General features: G+C 52.4%; 12 protein-coding genes. All 12 read right to left on the minus strand.

Features of this window, described 5'->3' with window-relative positions:
• Window positions 1–21: 21 nt before the first annotated feature.
• The 12 genes from EYB31_RS04865 to EYB31_RS04920 all read right to left on the minus strand — a co-directional run bounded on the left by EYB31_RS04865 (window position 22) and on the right by EYB31_RS04920 (window position 17,341).
• Complete coding sequence (locus EYB31_RS04865) at window positions 22–1,341, minus strand: ABC transporter substrate-binding protein (RefSeq protein ID WP_165452216.1); 1,320 nt, start codon at window positions 1,339–1,341, stop codon at window positions 22–24.
• Between the two features lie 331 nt (window positions 1,342–1,672).
• On the minus strand, window positions 1,673–2,530 hold the full coding sequence (locus EYB31_RS04870; protein ID WP_131012165.1) for a helix-turn-helix domain-containing protein: 858 nt from the start codon (window positions 2,528–2,530) through the stop codon (window positions 1,673–1,675).
• 213 nt (window positions 2,531–2,743) lie between these two features.
• Complete coding sequence (locus tag EYB31_RS04875) at window positions 2,744–3,898, minus strand: stalk domain-containing protein (RefSeq protein WP_131012166.1); 1,155 nt, start codon at window positions 3,896–3,898, stop codon at window positions 2,744–2,746.
• A gap of 101 nt (window positions 3,899–3,999) precedes the next feature.
• On the minus strand, window positions 4,000–5,514 hold the full coding sequence (locus EYB31_RS04880) for a sensor histidine kinase (protein WP_240762072.1): 1,515 nt from the start codon (window positions 5,512–5,514) through the stop codon (window positions 4,000–4,002).
• Entirely contained in the window at window positions 5,511–6,221 is a 711-nt protein-coding gene (locus tag EYB31_RS04885; RefSeq protein ID WP_131012168.1) for a response regulator transcription factor, read from the minus strand. The genes EYB31_RS04880 and EYB31_RS04885 overlap by 4 nt, the downstream gene beginning before the upstream one ends.
• Entirely contained in the window at window positions 6,214–7,728 is a 1,515-nt protein-coding gene (locus EYB31_RS04890) for an FG-GAP repeat domain-containing protein (RefSeq protein WP_131012169.1), read from the minus strand. Before EYB31_RS04890 ends, EYB31_RS04885 begins: the two co-directional genes overlap by 8 nt.
• Window positions 7,729–8,111: 383 nt before the next feature.
• Window positions 8,112–10,223 carry a heparinase II/III domain-containing protein gene (locus tag EYB31_RS04895; protein ID WP_131012170.1) on the minus strand — a complete coding sequence of 704 codons (2,112 nt, stop codon included), beginning with the start codon at window positions 10,221–10,223 and terminating at the stop codon, window positions 8,112–8,114.
• Window positions 10,224–10,352: 129 nt separating this feature from the next.
• On the minus strand, window positions 10,353–11,201 hold the full coding sequence (locus tag EYB31_RS04900; RefSeq protein WP_131012171.1) for a carbohydrate ABC transporter permease: 849 nt from the start codon (window positions 11,199–11,201) through the stop codon (window positions 10,353–10,355).
• A gap of 15 nt (window positions 11,202–11,216) precedes the next feature.
• Window positions 11,217–12,164 carry a carbohydrate ABC transporter permease gene (locus EYB31_RS04905; RefSeq protein ID WP_240762075.1) on the minus strand — a complete coding sequence of 316 codons (948 nt, stop codon included), beginning with the start codon at window positions 12,162–12,164 and terminating at the stop codon, window positions 11,217–11,219.
• A gap of 111 nt (window positions 12,165–12,275) precedes the next feature.
• Window positions 12,276–13,736: an ABC transporter substrate-binding protein gene (locus EYB31_RS04910; RefSeq protein ID WP_131012172.1), complete on the minus strand. Its 1,461-nt coding sequence runs from the start codon at window positions 13,734–13,736 to the stop codon at window positions 12,276–12,278.
• A gap of 160 nt (window positions 13,737–13,896) precedes the next feature.
• Window positions 13,897–15,537, minus strand: coding sequence for a response regulator transcription factor (locus EYB31_RS04915; protein ID WP_165452217.1), 1,641 nt, complete (start codon window positions 15,535–15,537; stop codon window positions 13,897–13,899).
• Complete coding sequence (locus EYB31_RS04920; RefSeq protein WP_131012174.1) at window positions 15,530–17,341, minus strand: sensor histidine kinase; 1,812 nt, start codon at window positions 17,339–17,341, stop codon at window positions 15,530–15,532. The genes EYB31_RS04915 and EYB31_RS04920 overlap by 8 nt, the downstream gene beginning before the upstream one ends.
• Between the last annotated feature and the right edge of the window lie 173 nt (window positions 17,342–17,514).

A 17,514-nucleotide genomic window follows, 5' to 3' on the forward strand; every position in this document is an offset into this window, starting at 1 on the left:
TGGCATCCCCCTACGCTCAAATTATTTCACTTTTTTCTCGGCAATGATTTTATTCGCTTTCTCGTCGGCCGTCCGGAGCGCCGTGTTAATATCCATGTTGTTTAACACGACATTTTTCATTGCTTCCCGCAGCGCCGCATAAATGTCCAGTTCGTACCGCGAGCTGTTTGCCACCGGAGCCGGTTTAACCTTAAACATGCCTGTTAAGTTTTTGCCGTCATACAGCTTCGAATCTTTGGCGAAATCTCTGCGCAGCGCCGGATCCTGCAGGATCGTCAGCCGCGTCCCTTTATTCATCGCTACCTGGGCTTCGTCGCTGACCAGCGTTTGCAGCACCTTGTAGGCGGCTTCCTTATGTTTGCTTGTCGGAGGCACCACCATCATGTGAAAGTCGACCTCTCTGCCGACTCCCGGCTTATCGTCAAAAGTCGGGTAAGAAACGAGGTCCCATTGGAACACATTGCCCGATTGCTCGATCAGCGGAATACGGCTGGTGTAAGCGGAAATCCAATACGGAATCATCGCCATTTTCTGATCTTTAATGAAATAATTGATGCCGTACGCATATTTATTGTTAGCGACCATGCCGGGGATATCGTAAACCTGGCGCAGCAGATTAAACACCTTCTGGTATCCCTCGGTGTTCAGCACCGCTTTCTCCTGCTTCTCGTCGACGACCGGGAGCGAATAAGAGCGGGTTAACGAGTTGGCGTCGCCCGGGTCGAGGCCGATGTACTGTACGCCGTCCTGCATTTTGGTCAGCTTTTTGCCAAGCTCGATCACCTGGCTCCAAGTCATATTGTCGGTCGGATAAGCAACGCCGAATTTATCAAAAATGTCCTTGTTGTACACCAGCACCCCATAGTTCATCGTATACGGCATGCCGTAAAGCTCGCCGTTTTTGCCAAATTGCTTCAGCGCGTTAATCGCTTCCGGTTCGAACCGGTTCAAATCGATTTTTTCCTTCTTCACCAGCTCGTTCAGATCGGAAACAAGGCCAAGCTCGATCAGCGCGTTCAAATAAAAGTTGCTCGTCGGGATCAAATCCGGCACTTCACCGGCCGCAATCATCTGCTCCAGCGTCTGGCCGGTAACAAGCTCAAAGGAAATGTTCGGATATTTCTTCTGCACCGGAACGTTAAAAATTTCGTCCACATCTTTCTGCGAGTTAATTCCCGCATTGTAATTGACGATTTTCAACTTAACCGGCTCGGAAGCCGCTTGATCGGCTTTTTTGTCGTTCGGAACGGAGGCGGTAGGCGCATCGCCGCCTTTGCTGCAGCCTGCAACTACAAGTCCGGCCGCCGCAATAATGCTGAGCAGTATCTGAAGTTTTTTCATCGATTTGTTCATCTTTTATTGACCTGCTTTCTTATGTATAATTAATCTCCATCAACAAACGCTGCCGACTTCAACACGATTATAGAAAACGCTTACTACATCTCAATGGAAATGACCGTTCTCTCCTCTCTTCCATCATTCGACAAACTTTAGTTTCATTATAAGGGAGGTCCCGGCGCAGCATAATGACGATATTATGGAAAACACTACTCAATTTTTCGATATGTCCCGATCCGCGCAGCCAGCCATTCCCAAATGGCAAGAAAAAAACTTCCGCCCCAGCGCAATCGCAATTTCCCGAAAGCGCATCGTATCGGAAGCTTTTGTCCTTTCACCGGATGTCGCTCATTTTTTTGCGGAATTCTTTAGGTGAGCATTGATTGTATTTGCGGAACGTTTTGTAGAAGTGGCCGACGCTTTCCATACCGATCATATCGCCAATTTGCTCAATGCTGACGTCTTCGGTGAGCAATATGCGTTCCGCCAGCTTAATCCGATGGTAGTTGACATAATCGACAAATGACATCCCGATCACCTTTTTGAAATAGGTGGCAAAATAGGAGTAGCTGATATTGGCGATGCCGCTTGCTTCCATCACGGTAATTTTCTCGGTCAAATGTTTCTCCACATAATCCAGCACGGCCTTCAGCCGGTCGAGCCCGACATGCTTGTTGGAGGATACAATCTGCCTTTGATCCGAACGCAGCAAGGTGAGCAGTATTTTACGAATATGCCAGCTGATGGCCATATCGTAACCGTACGATTTCTCCTTCGCTTCTTTGAAAATATCGAGAATACATTGCGATACCGACTGCCGCGCCTCCGCATTCTCCATAAATACGTAGTTTAAGTCGCTTAGCGCCGCATTTACTCCTGCAAATAATTTCAAGTAAGACACGGTGGAAGGATCAAAATATTGCAGCGGGTCGAAGTGAAAAATCACATATTCGGTATCGCGCGTAACATGGTCCCTGTGCAGCTGATTTGCGCCGATGATGATAACGTCGCCGTTTGCAAGAGTGTATTTTTGCCGGTCGATCAGCACATCCATGCCGCCGCTAACGACATGGAGCATTTCGATCTGCTTGTGGTAATGCCACTCGTTCCAGCTCTCCGGGCGTTTCTTCACGTATATTTTCATAGGAACAAGCGGGTTTTCATATAAGATGTTTTCGTTAAACGGCTGCAATATACCAGCGCCTCCTTATAGGGAAGTTTGCGTCGTAATATAACGAACAGGCACTTATTTTAACAAGGAAGTATCAACACTGTATTTTACTTTTGTTAAATCTATAAATCTATCATATCACATTAAACAAAAAGATAAGCTTAAACCGTGCGGTAAATGGCACGATTCAAGCTTATCTTCGGGTGCGCCGCCCTGCCGGCGGTCACAACTAGTTTAAGGCTGCTGCGAGATTTGGATCACGCCGGCCGGCGTTTTGGTTACGGACGCTTTCAGCACTTTGTCCGCAAAGGCAAGCGGCACGTACATTTTTTCGTCAGCGATGATCGGCGCTGCACCTAGCTGGAACGGAGCCTCCTTGGCGAAAAAGTACGCATCTTTGCCCAGCGTCACCTTGGTCCACTGAGCGCCTTTCTTCAACTCGGCGGAAGAGTCGGCGGAGTTCCAGGTTAACTCATAACCAAGCTTGTCGGCGAGCAGCCGGAGCGGGACCATGATCGTTTTATCTTGAGAAACGATCACTTTCCCTTGATCCGCGGGAATCGCTTCACCCGCGATGTTCAGCGTCCACGACTGCGGCAAGGCGCTTTCGTTGCCGGGAATCGGAATCCGGAAGGCCGGCTGGCCGGACGAATACGGCGCTATCGCATATTGCGGGAATTCGATCACCGCTTCGCCGTTTTCGATATAAAAACCTTGAGTGTCGTCGATGCCTTTAAACGTGTCCTTGAAGAAATTTTCCGGCTTCGCCGCGATGCCTTCCCGGACTGCCTTATCGACAATCGTCTTGTATTCAGGTCCGAACAAATCGGAAAGCTGGGCCGCTCTGGCCTGCTTGGTGTTCATGATGTTGTAGTAGTCGGTACGTGTCTCTCCGTGCGCGCCGCCGGCAAAACCGTATGTCGTTACACGCAGCGAAACGATGTCCGGCGGCCATCCGGTGCCGTCCGATTTCAGCTCGTAGACGACCATCATTTCCCCTTGTCTGACGGGAAACCCTCCCGCTTTGGCCGCATCGTTATTTTCTTTGGCCCTTTGTTTCCAGCTCTCCAGATCCTTCATGGCGGTCGACTCGATCAAGGCGTTCACCTTGGCCTGGTATTCCGTATCCTTCAACCCGGAAAGCACCGGAATCTTCAAAGCGGCCTTTAAGTTTTCATCTTCGTTGTTTACTTCTTTGGCCGTTGCGGTTACCGGTGTTGCCACCGCCGCGGGAGCTTCCTCAGCTTGTATATCAATCGGCTGCAAAATCGGAATCGCTTGCGCGTCCTCCGCGGCAAACACGTTCAGCGGTGCGAGGGCGCTCGCGCCGGATAATAATATGGAGCTTACTACGCTCAGCGTCAGTATCGTTTTAATCGTTTTTTTCATATAGATCGGGTTCCTTTCTCCATTGAAATTTGCCAAATGCAGAACTGCTCGGCTGCAAACCCATCATACCCCGCGAACGGTCGAAGTTGGTAACAAAGGGGTTACAATGCCAAACCAGGCTCAAGCCGCAGCGCCACCGTTACCATTGTGCCTTGACCCGGCTCGCTTTCGATAAGCAGCTTGCCGCCATGCAGCTCCATAATTTCACGGCAAATGGCCAGTCCCAACCCGGTTCCTTCGGCGCCGGGATTTACCTGGTAAAATTTTTCCCCAACATGGCGCAGTTGATCCGCAGCGATACCGATGCCTTCGTCCCGTACCCGGACGGTGACCGTCCGCTTGGTCGGCTCCCCGGAATCTGGGCCCGTGTCCCGGCCTCTCTTAGCTGTGGCCAATTCCCACGAGGCAGCGCCGCTGCTATCCTCTTCTGCCGAAGCTTCCGATATTTCCGCTTCAAGCCATATGGAACCGCCGGGGTGTGAATATTTGATCGCATTGTCCAGCACATTGAGGAATACTTGGCGCAGCCGGTTGCCGTCCGCATGCAGCTTGCCCGGGACTTGCCCAACCGCGCAGATCAGGTTCAGCCGCTTATGGTCGGCTTTGGACTGGACCTGAAGCAGCACCTCCCGCAGCAGCGACTCCAGCTCGACTTCACCCCATTCCAATACGATCCGCTTTTCAGATAGCCGGGAAAAATCAAGCAGTTCCTCAACAAGGCCGATCAACCGCTCCGTCTCTTTGGAAATCATCTGCAATCCGAATCGCGTTTCCTCCGCATCTTGCATCTCTCCGGTGAGGATCGTTTCGCTCCAGCCTTTGATGCCGCTGATCGGCGTACGCAGCTCATGGGAAACGGAAGAAATAAAATCGTTCTTCAGCTTTTCCGTCCGTTCGATTTCCGAAGCCATGTAGTTGAGCGTCCGGCCCAACTCGCGGACCTCGTCCGGTCCGGCCTCCTGCACCCGCGTTTCGTATTCGCCTTTAGCCATACGCGAGGAGGCGGCCGTTATGTCGCGAATCGGCCGGACGATGCTGCCGGCAAGCGACCCGCTGAGCGTTAGTACGATGCCCAGCACCGCCAGACCGATCCCGGCGGAAACCGCATAAATGACCAGCAGGAGCCGGTCCACCTCCTTCAGCGAAGTTACGTAACGCAGCAGCACAAACGGCTGGCCGTGATCCAGCAGCGGAATCGCAACAGACATCACATGCTCTCCCGTGCCCGGCTGATACCCTTTCCACACTTCCGTCTGCGCGGCTTTAAAAGCCAATTTCACGTCACCCGTCGCAATCCGTTCATCCGAGGAAAAACCGGAGGATGCGGCGAGCAGCCGGCCGTCGCGATTGATGATTTGCAGCTCGGCCGAAGGATGGGCATACTGCTGCAGCAGCGTATTTAATTGGAACGATAAATTCGTGCTTGATACTTCACCCGAATATTTATTGTAAAAGGAAGATGTCACCTTGGCGTGATTGGCCAGCACGCTGAGAATGCTGTTGTAGTAAAACTGCCGGACCGCGACAAAAAATACGCCCTCAAGCAAAAACAGCGTCACCAGCACAACGGCGATAAAGCGGACGGTCACATGCCGTTTCAGGCTCCCCTTGCTCATGACGGCTCGCCTTTCCAGCGGTAGCCCATTCCCCATACCGTTTCGATATACTCCGGTTTGGACGGGTCCATCTCGATTTTTTGGCGCAGCCTGCGGATATTGACGTCGACGATTTTCGGATCGCCCACGTAATTGACGCCCCATACCTCATCCAGCAGCTTGTCGCGGCTTAAAGAAACGTTCGGATTGCGCATGAAAAAACGGACAAGCGCCAGCTCGGTCGGCGTCAGATCGACAATGGCACCGTCTTTGGCGAAGCGCTGTTCCGCTTCCCTCAGCTCAAACGGGCCGCTTCGGCACACCTCGGCCGACGCAGCTCCCAGCGGCGCCGCCTTCAGCAGCCGCACCCTGCGCAGCAGCGACTGCACCCGAGCCATCAGCTCGGCCGGGCTGAACGGCTTGCCGATGTGGTCGTCGGCGCCAAGCGACAGCGCCATCACTTTGTCCCGCTCCTGCACCTTGGCCGTTAAAAAAATAATGCCGATCGTTTCATCGCTTGCACGAATGCGGCGGCACACCTCGAAGCCGTCGATGCCCGGCACCATCACGTCAAGCAGCGCCACCGCCGTATCCGGATGGCGCTGCAGCAGCGACAGCGCCTGCTCTCCGTCCACCGCCTCCAGCGGTTCGTAGCCGTGGCGCTTGAGGTTCACCACGACAAAGCTGCGGATGGATTCCTCATCTTCCAGCACCAGCACTTTATCCATGGTCGTCCTCTCCTTTCGTTTCCGTGGTCAGATGAAATTGGGTCCGCAGCTCCGCATGCTCCCGGTCGATGGCATATACAATCTGCGATGTGCGGGCCAGTTCCTGCCAGGAATCGGGCTGGGCACTTCCGGCTGCCGGTGCTGGCGGCGTCCCTTCAGCCGATTGCGACTGCGAGGATGACGCTGCCAGCACCGGCGGGCTTGCGGCGAGTGATGATTGCGGCGGCGACATTTCCGAAAGCTGCGACTCTCGCGAAGATAGAGACGATGCTGAGCCTTGTAACGCCTCTTGTACGTTTTCCTGCGTTTGCGAGCCTTGCGGCGTTTGCTGCATAGCATCGCTTGTCTCTTGAGCCCACTCCTCCAGCGAAAACATACGGATCGCGGCAAGCTGCTTCCGGTCGGGATAAGAGACGAAGCGCACGATGTGTTCCCCGTCGATTTCCACCGTGTAGCCATCGCCCCAATCCTTGGGAATGTTAAAATAATACCCCAATCCGAGGTTATTGTAGCGCTCCATAACGGGGATAAGGCCTTTATCTCCGTCCCACCGGGCGTACGTCATAATCCAAGGAATTTTATACATCGGCTCCTGCTCCCAGCCGGGCGGCTGCTTCATACCGGAAATTTCAATGATGCCGTCCCCGTCCGCGTCTTCGCTAAGTCCGCTGTAAGCTTTAAACGTCCGTTCGACCGGCAGCGGCGTCTTGAGCTCATCTTGATCAAATACGACAAGCTGCGTTTGCGACGAGTGTGCGCCAACGCTCATATCCAGCACAACGCCTTGCCGTCCCGCCGCTACATTGCCAAGCTTCATCGAATAGACGGCGTTAATGCCGGAAGCAAGCTCGATCGTCCCCAGCGTAACCGGCTGCCCGTCGTATTGCATCAGCGTAAAAGATGAGCTGGTCAGGCCGCCGTTTCTTTTTTCCGTTTCCACCGAGATATCCTTCTTACCGTCTCCGTTCAGATCTCCCACCGCCCAGTTGGAGTAGGTCAGCTTCATCTTGGCCGTCCAATTTGTCCCGTCCCAGCCGTATACGCTAAGTCCTTTGGGCTGGGCGTTGCTGAGCGAGGTGCCAACCGCGATGTCGATTTGACCGTCGTTGGTCAAATCCTGAAAGCTGAGTTCCTCCAGGCTGCTCCCTTCCTCGGGAAGCCGGGCCGCCATCTGCCAGCCGCCGTCCGGCTTTTGCTTCCATACTTCGCCGATGATATGACTGCTCGTCTGCTCCTTGTAAAAAGCGACCGCTTCCTTCACGCCGTCCCCGTCCAGATCCAGCACCGGGATCGTCCCGTAACGATTCGGCGTCTTCGGACGCACAAGCACCGCGCCTGCAGGCAGCGACTGCTCGATCGTTGTCTTCAGCGCTTCCTGCTCCGCAGGCAGCTTCGGCAGCCGCATATACGACTCCGGCGACTGAATAATGCCGCAAGCGGAGCAGAGGCACAGAACTGCGACCGAGCCAATCGCCGCGCTTTTTTGAACAATGGGCGGAATTCTCATTCTCCAATCCTCATCTCCTTTCCGCCGACTTTGTGCATCGCAAAAGCCGTCCAAACCTGTCTATGTTACATAGTAAACCTTGAGTATCCGCGATCGGTTACAAAACAGTAACAAACCCGCAACTATTCTTCAAGTGTACCCGATTTCGTTCTGCCGTACATAATCGCCACGACAAAAATGCGGAGGTTCTGCCTCCGCTTGACTTCCGGAGCAGCACCGCCGCATGAATAATAGCTTTTAGAAAGATGTTCGAAGGGGTCCGAGGACGCTAAGAAGATCGGATGACCTTGGAATGTCTCATTATCTCCCAAATATGAGAGGTTGGGGGTTCCATGCCTCGCTCGCATAGTTCAGCATGTTGTACGCAGACAGCAGCCTCTCTCTTATGACAAGACGCCTATCTCGAATGGATGCTCCTTTACGCCGTCAGCGCAGGTCAAGATCACCTTGACCCGCCGTCCGCCATTCGCTTCCAAGCCTTCTTCCGGTTCCCGGCCGGTTTCCCATCCTTTGTCGACTTCCGATCCCCGGTCACCTTCCGATGCACGTCCATCGACCCATTGTACCGCGACGCTGCGAATATACGGATCTTCCCCTTCATACGCTTCAAACACGTTGACAAAAAGCACGTCCCCGTCCGCCTCCACCCTATTCAGCATATAGGAAAGCTCGCCGGTTGACGGATTATCCGGCCCTTTGGCGTAAATGACCGTGCTGGCATCGCTGCAAAAACTGAACAAACTCAGCGCGCTGCCGCCCGATTTCCAATGCGTATGCACAATGCCATTCGGCGTTAAGCTTTGCACCTTGCGGACATACTTGAGCGGCTTGTCGGCGGACAACACCTCCAGCATGGCTAGTTGTTGCGGATCCAGCCGCTCCCCCGTGCGCTCACCCCGGCAGTGAACAATCCAATCGACCGTTCGGCCGGTCGCATTGGAGACAAGGAACGCCTCCACGAAATAGCGGTCCTGCCACAATAAAAGCCGCCGCATCCGCACACCTTCATAAGCGGCTTCGTCCCATTCAACCCGGGTCAGCGAATCGATGCCGGGAAACGAACCGTCCCACACCGCTTCCGCTTCGAGCAAAATTTGCCCGTCCCCCCGCTCGTACCGCACCGTTCTGCCGTTGGCCGGCGGCTGGTTGGCTCCGTTGATCGCCACCGTGTTGTGGGTCGCCGTATTTTTGTAATAACCGTAATGATGTAGTGCTCCATAACCGGTCGTGCCCAAATCTGGCAATATATCTTCCCCGAAAGCCGAGAAATGAATGCCCAGCTTGTCGTAATGATCGTGCTCTCCACCGTACCGCCCGTGTTTCATCAGCAAATACTTTTGCCCGGACCCGCCGCGTATGACCGTAAAACCGGAATTCTCGTCGTCGTGATAATCCACCAGGTCAAATGCGGGCACATCAGGCAGCGTTTCCGCTCCGTACAAATAAGCTTCGATGTTGTCCCTTTCACGGGTCCGGTAATATTCGTTCAGCATCCAGGCAAACTCCGAATCTCCGTAGACGGCGTAGGCAAATTCGTAAAACTCCGGTAAATGCTTATGCAAAATATCGCCGACACCGTCGCCCACTTGCGGCAGACGCAAGCCGGGCTGCAGCAGGCGCACCGGCATATGCAGCATGCGGCGGTATTCGGGACGGTGCAATAAGCCGTACGGCGTATGCCGGGCAAACTTTTCAAACGTCATAAACGCTTCCAACGCAAAGTAGTGATAGTGGAACGTACCCTCGAACCAGAAGTCGTCCTGCAGCACGGCGTGTTCCAACTGATAAGCAAGCCCGTATTTGGAATGAAGCGCAAACTCCACATAATCCGGTCTGTCAAGCAGCACGCCAAGCATGGCGATACCGCCGCCGACCAGCACCTCGTGGTTATGGATCTGGTCCATTCTGTACTGCATCAGAAATTCCGCGCAAACTGTAAACAAATCGCCTTCAATCCGAGCTTTTTTGTCCTGGGGCAGCGTGTCCTTGATGATGTCGTAGCCCATCGCCAAGCTGCGGATCCACATCGCTTCGCACAACGTCTGGGCGTTCGCTTTGCCCGGATTGTTGTACGGAATGCCTCCGTGAATTTCGTATCCCGGATAATAAGCCGCATATTGCAGCAATATTTCCTCGGCAATACTCCGGTACCTCTCCTCGCCGGTCAGCATCCACAGCAGCGCCAGATCACGGCAGCTATCGGCGTTCATGCCGTTGACAAACCGCCACCAAGCGCCGTCATAGGGCTCTCCTTCGTACGTCTTGTCGCAGACAGGACAGCGGTGCCGCCGGCCTTCATCATACCGCAGCTCCAACTGAACCGAATGCACCGGGCAATAATAAAAGAGCGTCCAGGTTGCGACCGCTTTGTCCGGAATGTTAATCCCGTGCTTCAGCACAGGTTCGACACTTTCCAGCAGCTTGCCCGCAATATTCCCGTTTGTTGCGGCTTTCCGGCGCAGCGAGGCGACTTCCTCTTCGGTAAACTGAATCATGAAAACAACCTCCCCGTTGGTCCTTGAACGATGTTTCTATGAACGGCGATCGAACCCCACGCGGCCGGTGAAGACGCTGAACACGTGATAGCTGACTATTCAGCTGTCTCCTCGCGGTCCACCGTTCGCTTAACCTTTGATCGCGCCTGCGGTCAATCCCGAAATAAACTGCTTGTTGGCCAGCAAATACACAATCAGAATCGGCAGCAAAGCGATGCTTGCGCCCGCCGTCATAATGTTAAGCTCGGCTGCGGCGTTGGTGGAATAACGCAAACTGACGACGGCCACGGTAAGCGGCTTTAGCTCGGGTCTGGACATCGTAAAAATCAGCGAGGTGATGTAATCGTTCCATGTCGAACGGAAAGTGAATAAAGCAACCACCGCCAGAATCGGCTTGATCAAAGGCAGCAAAATCGTCCGGTAAATTTGAAACGGCGAGCAGCCGTCCATAAACGCCGATTCATCCAATTCCTTCGGAATGCTTTTGGTAAAACCCATAATAAGAAATACATTGGCCGCTTGCCCGCCGGTCAGCACAATTGCAAGCCCGAGCAGATTTCCGGTCAGCCCCAGCTGGTACATCAAAATGTACTGCGGGTACAGCGATACGGCTCCGAGCGACACAAACATCAAACCGAGATACAAGCTCATCAGCAGCTTTTTGCCGACAAATTGATGCCGCGCCACGACATATCCGGCAAGCGAGGACGTAATCAGCGCCAGCACTGTTGTCATTACGCTCAGCACAACACTGTTGATGGAATACAATATAAACTTCGCTTTCTGGAATGCGTCGATATAATTTTGAAACATCGGTTTTGCCGGTAGGAATGTGCCTCCCAAAGTCAGCTCCATATTAGTCTTTAAGGAGCCAAGCAGCGCATATACAACGGGGTAGACCGCAAACAGCGCCATAGCCGCAATAAACAGTACAGTCACGGTACTGGTCAATATTTTGCCAGCCGTCCAACGTTCCATCGTTTTCACCCCCGTTTAGTAAATTTCATCCAGTTTCCTGGTGAAAAACAAATAGATCATCGTGATGCCCCCGACAATGACAGCCGATATGACACTTAACGCCGCACCGTAGCCGAATTCGGCACGAACGAGCCCGCCTGCGGAAAGCGGGAAGAAAAATTTATACACATACAGGAACATTACTTCTGTGGCACCGTTTGGCCCGCCTTCGGTGAGCACCATGATGCTTTGCATATCCTGAAAAGCAATCGTAATGGCCAACATCAGGATGATCTTCAACACAGGCCCGAGCATCGGAATCGTAATGCTCCACAGCTTGCGCCACGGGGTTACCCCGTCGATTTCCGCGCTTTCGTATATATCGTTCGGAATGCTTTGCAGTCCTGCCAAAAAGTACACCATATAGTTGCCAAGCGCTCCCCACGCTCCCACAATGATAACCGTGAGCATTGCGTAATCCTGGCCCAGCCAGTTGACCGGCGAATGAATGATGCCGAGCTTCATCAAATAATGGTTGACGTCCCCGTTGTAGGCGTTAAACAGAAAATAAAAGATGATCGCCATCACGGACGCGCTCATGATCGTCGGGCTGAAAATCATCGCTTGCACCGCACGGTTGCCCCTAAACTTCTTATTCAGCAGCAGTGCCAATAAAAAGGAAAACGGCAACGTCAACACGAGTTTTCCGACCACATAAACCAGCGTATTCAGGACCGTCCTCCAGAAATAAGTGTCACGGGTAAAGGCACGGACAAAATTATCAAGCCCGATAAATTTGGCCGGAGAGGTCATATCGTATTGAAAAAACATATATTTGAGCACCCATAAGATCGGGTAGATGGACATAGCCGAGAAAATCAGCACGTTGGGCAGCAGCATCAAATAAATTTGCCGCTTGTTCTTGAACTTTTTGGCGATCATGACGCCAAAACCGGGCTTTGCGCCTGCCAGTTGGGTCTCCACCGGTCATCTCTCCTTATGAAGGGGCCGCCGCGTTCGGCCGGCAGCCCCTTTTCCTCTATTTACAGCGGCACTTCGCGCGACCGCCCGCGCTAGGCTCAATCCATTCGCCGCTTATTTATTCATCGCTTTGGTCGGATCCTTCGGATCGAAGCCAGCATAGACGATCCGTTTGGACGAGCCGTCGGCAACCGCTTTATCGAAGGCCGTGTTATAACGCGTTTTCAGATCCTCCAGCGTTTTGTCGAGATCGCTATATTCCTTGGCTCCCAGCATATAACCGACAAACACCTGGTACATATCTTGTCCTTCGGGTTTCACATTCAGCGGAATGGCAGGCCACAGTTTATCGGAATCGGTAAAGGCAAGGCCCGGTCTTTGCTTGATCGTGTCCGGCTGTTTCGCCTTCTGCAGCACGGTCGGAATCATAATCGACCCGTAACCGGCCTCATGATAACCGATTTCCACATCGTCGCTGTATAAATACTGCATAACCTTCCACGCCTTATCCAAATTTTTCGATTTGGCGTTCATGAAATACCCCGTTCCGCCTTGCAGCATTTGCGAGCCTTTGGCTGTTCCGTCAGCCGTAGGCAGAGGGGCGACGTCCCAATCCTCCTTGGTTGGGAATTGGTCCTTGTAGACACCCGGCTCGGCATGCGTCCATGAGATGTACATGCCGATTTTGCCTGCCGCAAACTGCGTTCTGAGCGGGTCGATGTCCAGGCTTTCCGTCCCCGGGAACATCGCGCCTTTGACAAACATATCCCGGTACGCCTGCAGCACCGGCTTATAGGAAGCAAAGTCGAATTTCCCCGTTGCAAAATCGTAACCCGCCTCCACTCCGCCGTCCCGGGTTACAATCATGTCGATCGACCGCTGCAGCGCGCTCGCCGGAGATTTGAAATTTTGCGCGTAACCGTAAATGCCCTCGCCCTTCAGCTTATCGGTAATCGTCTTCGCCGTGTCGACCAATTCGGCCAGCGTTTTGGGCGGCGCGGCAATGCCGGCTTTTTTGAAAATGCCTTTGTTGTAAATCAGCCTTGTCGTTGTACCGCTTAGCGGCATCGAATAGATTTTGCCGTCGTACATATTGATGTTGTCTACAAATGCGCCAGGCCCGTAACGGGCTTTATCTTCAGGTTTCAAATAGCTGTCCAGCGGCGCGGCGAAACCCATCGGATAATATTTCTTGAGTGCGTTCTGGCCGTCCTGGATAATATCCGGTGCGTCATTGGTGGCAAACGCCATATCCAACGTCTGGATATAGTTGTCCGTATACATCTGGTAGTCGATTTCGATGCCGTCTTTGTTTTCCTTGTTGAATTTCGCAATTTTGTCGGTCATGTACACCTGGTCGTGGCGGTTTTGCGTCCATATTTTGATCTTGGTCGCCGCTTGGGCTGCGGGAGTACCGGCAGACGCTTGCGGTTTGTTGTCTTTGGGCGCATCCTTGGCAGCCTCTTTTGGAGCGGCGGTAATATTCACCGCCGGTTCGCTGCTGCATGCCGGAAGCAGCGCGACAGCCAGAACAGTCGGTAAAGCTACATGAAACGCTTTCAACACCCTTTTCATATTTCTTCTCCTCCAATGTAAGCGTTTTAATTTTCTTTTATATCATATAGCATCCTTTTCGGAGGCAAGTAGTGAATTTCAACGAACCATGGTTGAAAATATTACGCTCCTGGCAACAGCCAATAAAGCGGCTTTCAGATCCGGGAGAGGCTAACCGCGATTACTCCAACTGCTTCATTTCGCGGTATTCCGAAGGCGTCAGCTGGCTGTATTTTTTAAAGCAGAAAGCGAAGTAACGCGAATCGTTAAAGCCGACACGTTCGGCGATATCCTGTATTTTTACGGTCGGATCGGCCAGCATCTCCATAGCTTGCTCCATGCGCAGGCGGGTCAACGTCTCAACAAACGAAGCTCCCACCTGCTTTTTGAACAAGTGCCGCAAGTAGTTGGGACTAATATATAAGCGTTCGGCCAAAAATTCGACGGACAGCTCCGGCTCATCCATGTAGGCGGCCATCATGCTCTTCACCTTTTCGATTAAAGAAGCGTGTTTATTCCGGTGCAGTTCTTCCATACCGGCCATTCCGCTTTCCGCCAGCCGCAGCAGCCAGGTATGCAGGTCATTCAGCTTGGCGCAATGGAACACATCTCCATATAAGTTTTTGCCCGCCAAACCGGACAAGCTCTCCGTACCCAGCGACTCATCCAATACACGCACCAGCATGACGCTTAGCTCGAACACCATCATTTTGATGTACGCCGAGCCGCCGTCATCCAGCGAAGCGTAATACCGGAATAACTCGTCGATCACCCGAAAAGCCTGCGCGCGTTCGCACAACTTCAGATGGACGATCAGCTTTTTCTCCAGCTCGACCGGACGGCCGTAGCTCTTTTCTTGACGAAGATGAACGTCCGCGCAATGAACAATCGCCCCTTGCTCCAGCACCGTGCTGTAATGCAGCGCTTCATCCGCCTCTTTGCAGCATTCGGGCAGCGACGCGAGCCGGTCGTACAAGTTTCCAACGGATATAAACAAGTTCAAACCGAAGTTGCGCTCTATGTGAGCGGCCATTCTGCCAAGGCTTTGATGAAGCGACGTAAACACCTTGGAGCGGCTGGGCTCTTGCGAGCATACGAGCATACCGATCTTGCCTTCCCGGAAAAAAAACGGATGCACGCGCACGCTTCTGTCAAACAGCTCGCGCCATGCGTTCTGGATAAAACTTAAGATAAATTCCTCGCTGTCGATTGCCGGATCATCCGGATGCGGGGAGCTTGGGGAAGAGCTGATGATTTTCATCAGCACCAGCGTGTATAGTTCCCCGCTGAGGTCCATCTGCAAATATTCCGCCCGGGCTGCCGCTTCCTCCAGCTCAAGCCCGCGCTTTCCGGTGATCAGTTTGTTCAGGAAACGTTCGCGAGCCGCGGGCATGTTTTCGCTCATCAGCTGCGTCAGCTTCTCCATGTCATACAGCAGGCGATTGCTTTTCTCCACTTCCGCACATACGTTGCCGACAGCTTCAAGCAAGGTTTCCCGGTCCAGCGGCTTCAGCAAATATTCCGACACCCCCAGCTTTAAAGCCCTTTGGGCAAAATCAAACTCATCGTAACCGCTGATAATAATCATCTTGACATTCGGATTAAGCGCTTTCACATTTTCAATAAAATCAAGACCGTTCATCCGCGGCATATTGATATCCGTAATAATAATATCAGGGGCGCAAGCTGTAACCAGCTCCAGTGCTTTCTCGCCGTTCTCCGCTTCGCCCGCTACGCGATAACGCTCTTGAACGTCGGATAATGAGCGGACAATGCCGTCCCGGATCGTCTTTTCGTCGTCTACTACGAGAATATTAAGCATATTTGTGAGCATCCTCCCATTTCACTTGCGGAATGACTACTTTCACCGTCGTACCTTTGCCGTGTTCGCTGAAAAATTCCAAACCGTATTCCATGCCGAAATGAAGTTTGATTCTTTCGTTTACGTTATAAATGCCGTAACCGTCTTTCTCCACGACAAAACCTTCAGAAAGCCGTTTGTTAATCAGCTTCATCTGCAGAGGGGAGATGCCCGTGCCGTCGTCCGTTATGCCAAATTCGACGCCCCGCGCCGTCTGCGCCCCGGAAATCACGATGCTTCCGCAGCCGTCCTTTTCTTTGATGCCATGATAGATTGCATTTTCCACCAGGGGCTGCAAAATCAGCTTTACCGTATAAAGCTCCAAAACACTATTTTCAATATCGAGGCGATAGCTGAATTTATCCCCGTACCGCATTTGCTGAATGGTGAGATAACTTGATATGTGGCTGATCTCGTCTTTGATCGGGATGATTTCGTGCCCTTTGCTCAACCCGGTGCGGAACAGCGAAGCGAGCGAAGTCGTCATTTTGCTAATTTCATGAGCGTTGATCTCATTGGCTTTCCAGTTGATCGAATCCAGCGTATTGTACAGAAAATGCGGGTTGATCTGCGCTTGCAGCGACCGCAGCTCGGCTCTTCGCTTCAGCAGCTGCTCGTTTTTGACCTTCTCCTTCTCCTCCTGCAGTTGAGCGACGGAGGCATTCAGCTTGCCGACCAAATCTTTCATTTCCCCGACCATATAGTTAAAGCTGTCCCCCAGCTGGCCCACCTCGTTGCGGTATTTGTAATGAAAGCGGATGTTGAAGTTTTTGTCGGTCACTTTTTTCATCGTGTTCTGAAGCAGCACCAGCGGTTTAATCAAAGAATTGGAAATAATGAGCGCGAAGAAAAAACAAACAAAAACACCGATGACCATCATAATGGTCGTGAACGTTTTGAACTGGCGCAAATTTTTCAGCAGGATGCTTTCGGATTTAACCGTGACGATTTTCCATGGCGCGATCCGTGTCGTCTGGTAGGTGACAAGGTATTCCTCCGAGCCGTAATTGACCGTTTGCGTCCCGTTATGATTGGCCGTAATTTGATTCATCAGCTGCGCATCGTTTGTCAAAGAATTGATGACCGGATAGTGGTAAGCGGCGATTTCCTTGCCCATGTCGTCCATAATCATCGCCCAGCTACCTTCTCCCGGCTGGGTTCCGGCCAAATAGCCGTATATTTCCTGGCAATCGAGATTAATCACAAGCAGCGAATCGCCATTGTACCCTTCAATGGAAAAACGCAGCACAACGGGAATGACCAGCTTGCCGTCGGCGTAGATTTCATCGCTGCCGCTGCTTCCCCAATACAGTGTTTTTTTCGGCTGCTGCTCGATTTGCTTGTAGAGACGGGAGCTTTTGAAATCAAAGCTATACTTAAGCGGACGGGTCAGGTCGAAGAAATTGCCCTTGGGCGTATACATGAAAATCGAGGAAATAAAAGGATCGGAGCTGCGGATTTCGGAAAATGAATTGGAAAACTCCGAAACGGCGATCGCGTTAAAATTGGGCTCGTCATAATACAGGAAATTTTTCATCATTTTGTCGAAGGACGTGTTGAGCTGCATCGCATGAACCCGGCCCAGCAGCCCTTTCAGCTTCTCGTCCATATAGTTGCTGACCTGAATGAGAGAATACGTGGAGTTTTCGTAGAAGCTCTGTGTCGTCTGCAGCGTAACGTAGCGGTACAAAATGTTGGAGAACAGCAGGCTCAGCAGCACAATAATCGAAACGCAGGAGAGAAATATTTTATTTTTCAGTTTCATACTATGGATTCGTTCCAGCACAAAGCCCCCCGCCTTTCATCCCAAATACCAGATAGTAACAATGTAGCATAGTTTAGGGAAATTGCGCAGGGGGGGTGCCGCTTCACGGCAAAAAGAGCCGCGGCTGCGGCTCTCGTAACCCTATATGCTTGTAAACAATCAGAGGAGCTAGC

Source organism: Paenibacillus thalictri (assembly GCF_004307995.1).
Classification (GTDB): Bacteria; Bacillota; Bacilli; order Paenibacillales; family NBRC-103111; genus Paenibacillus_AF; species Paenibacillus_AF thalictri.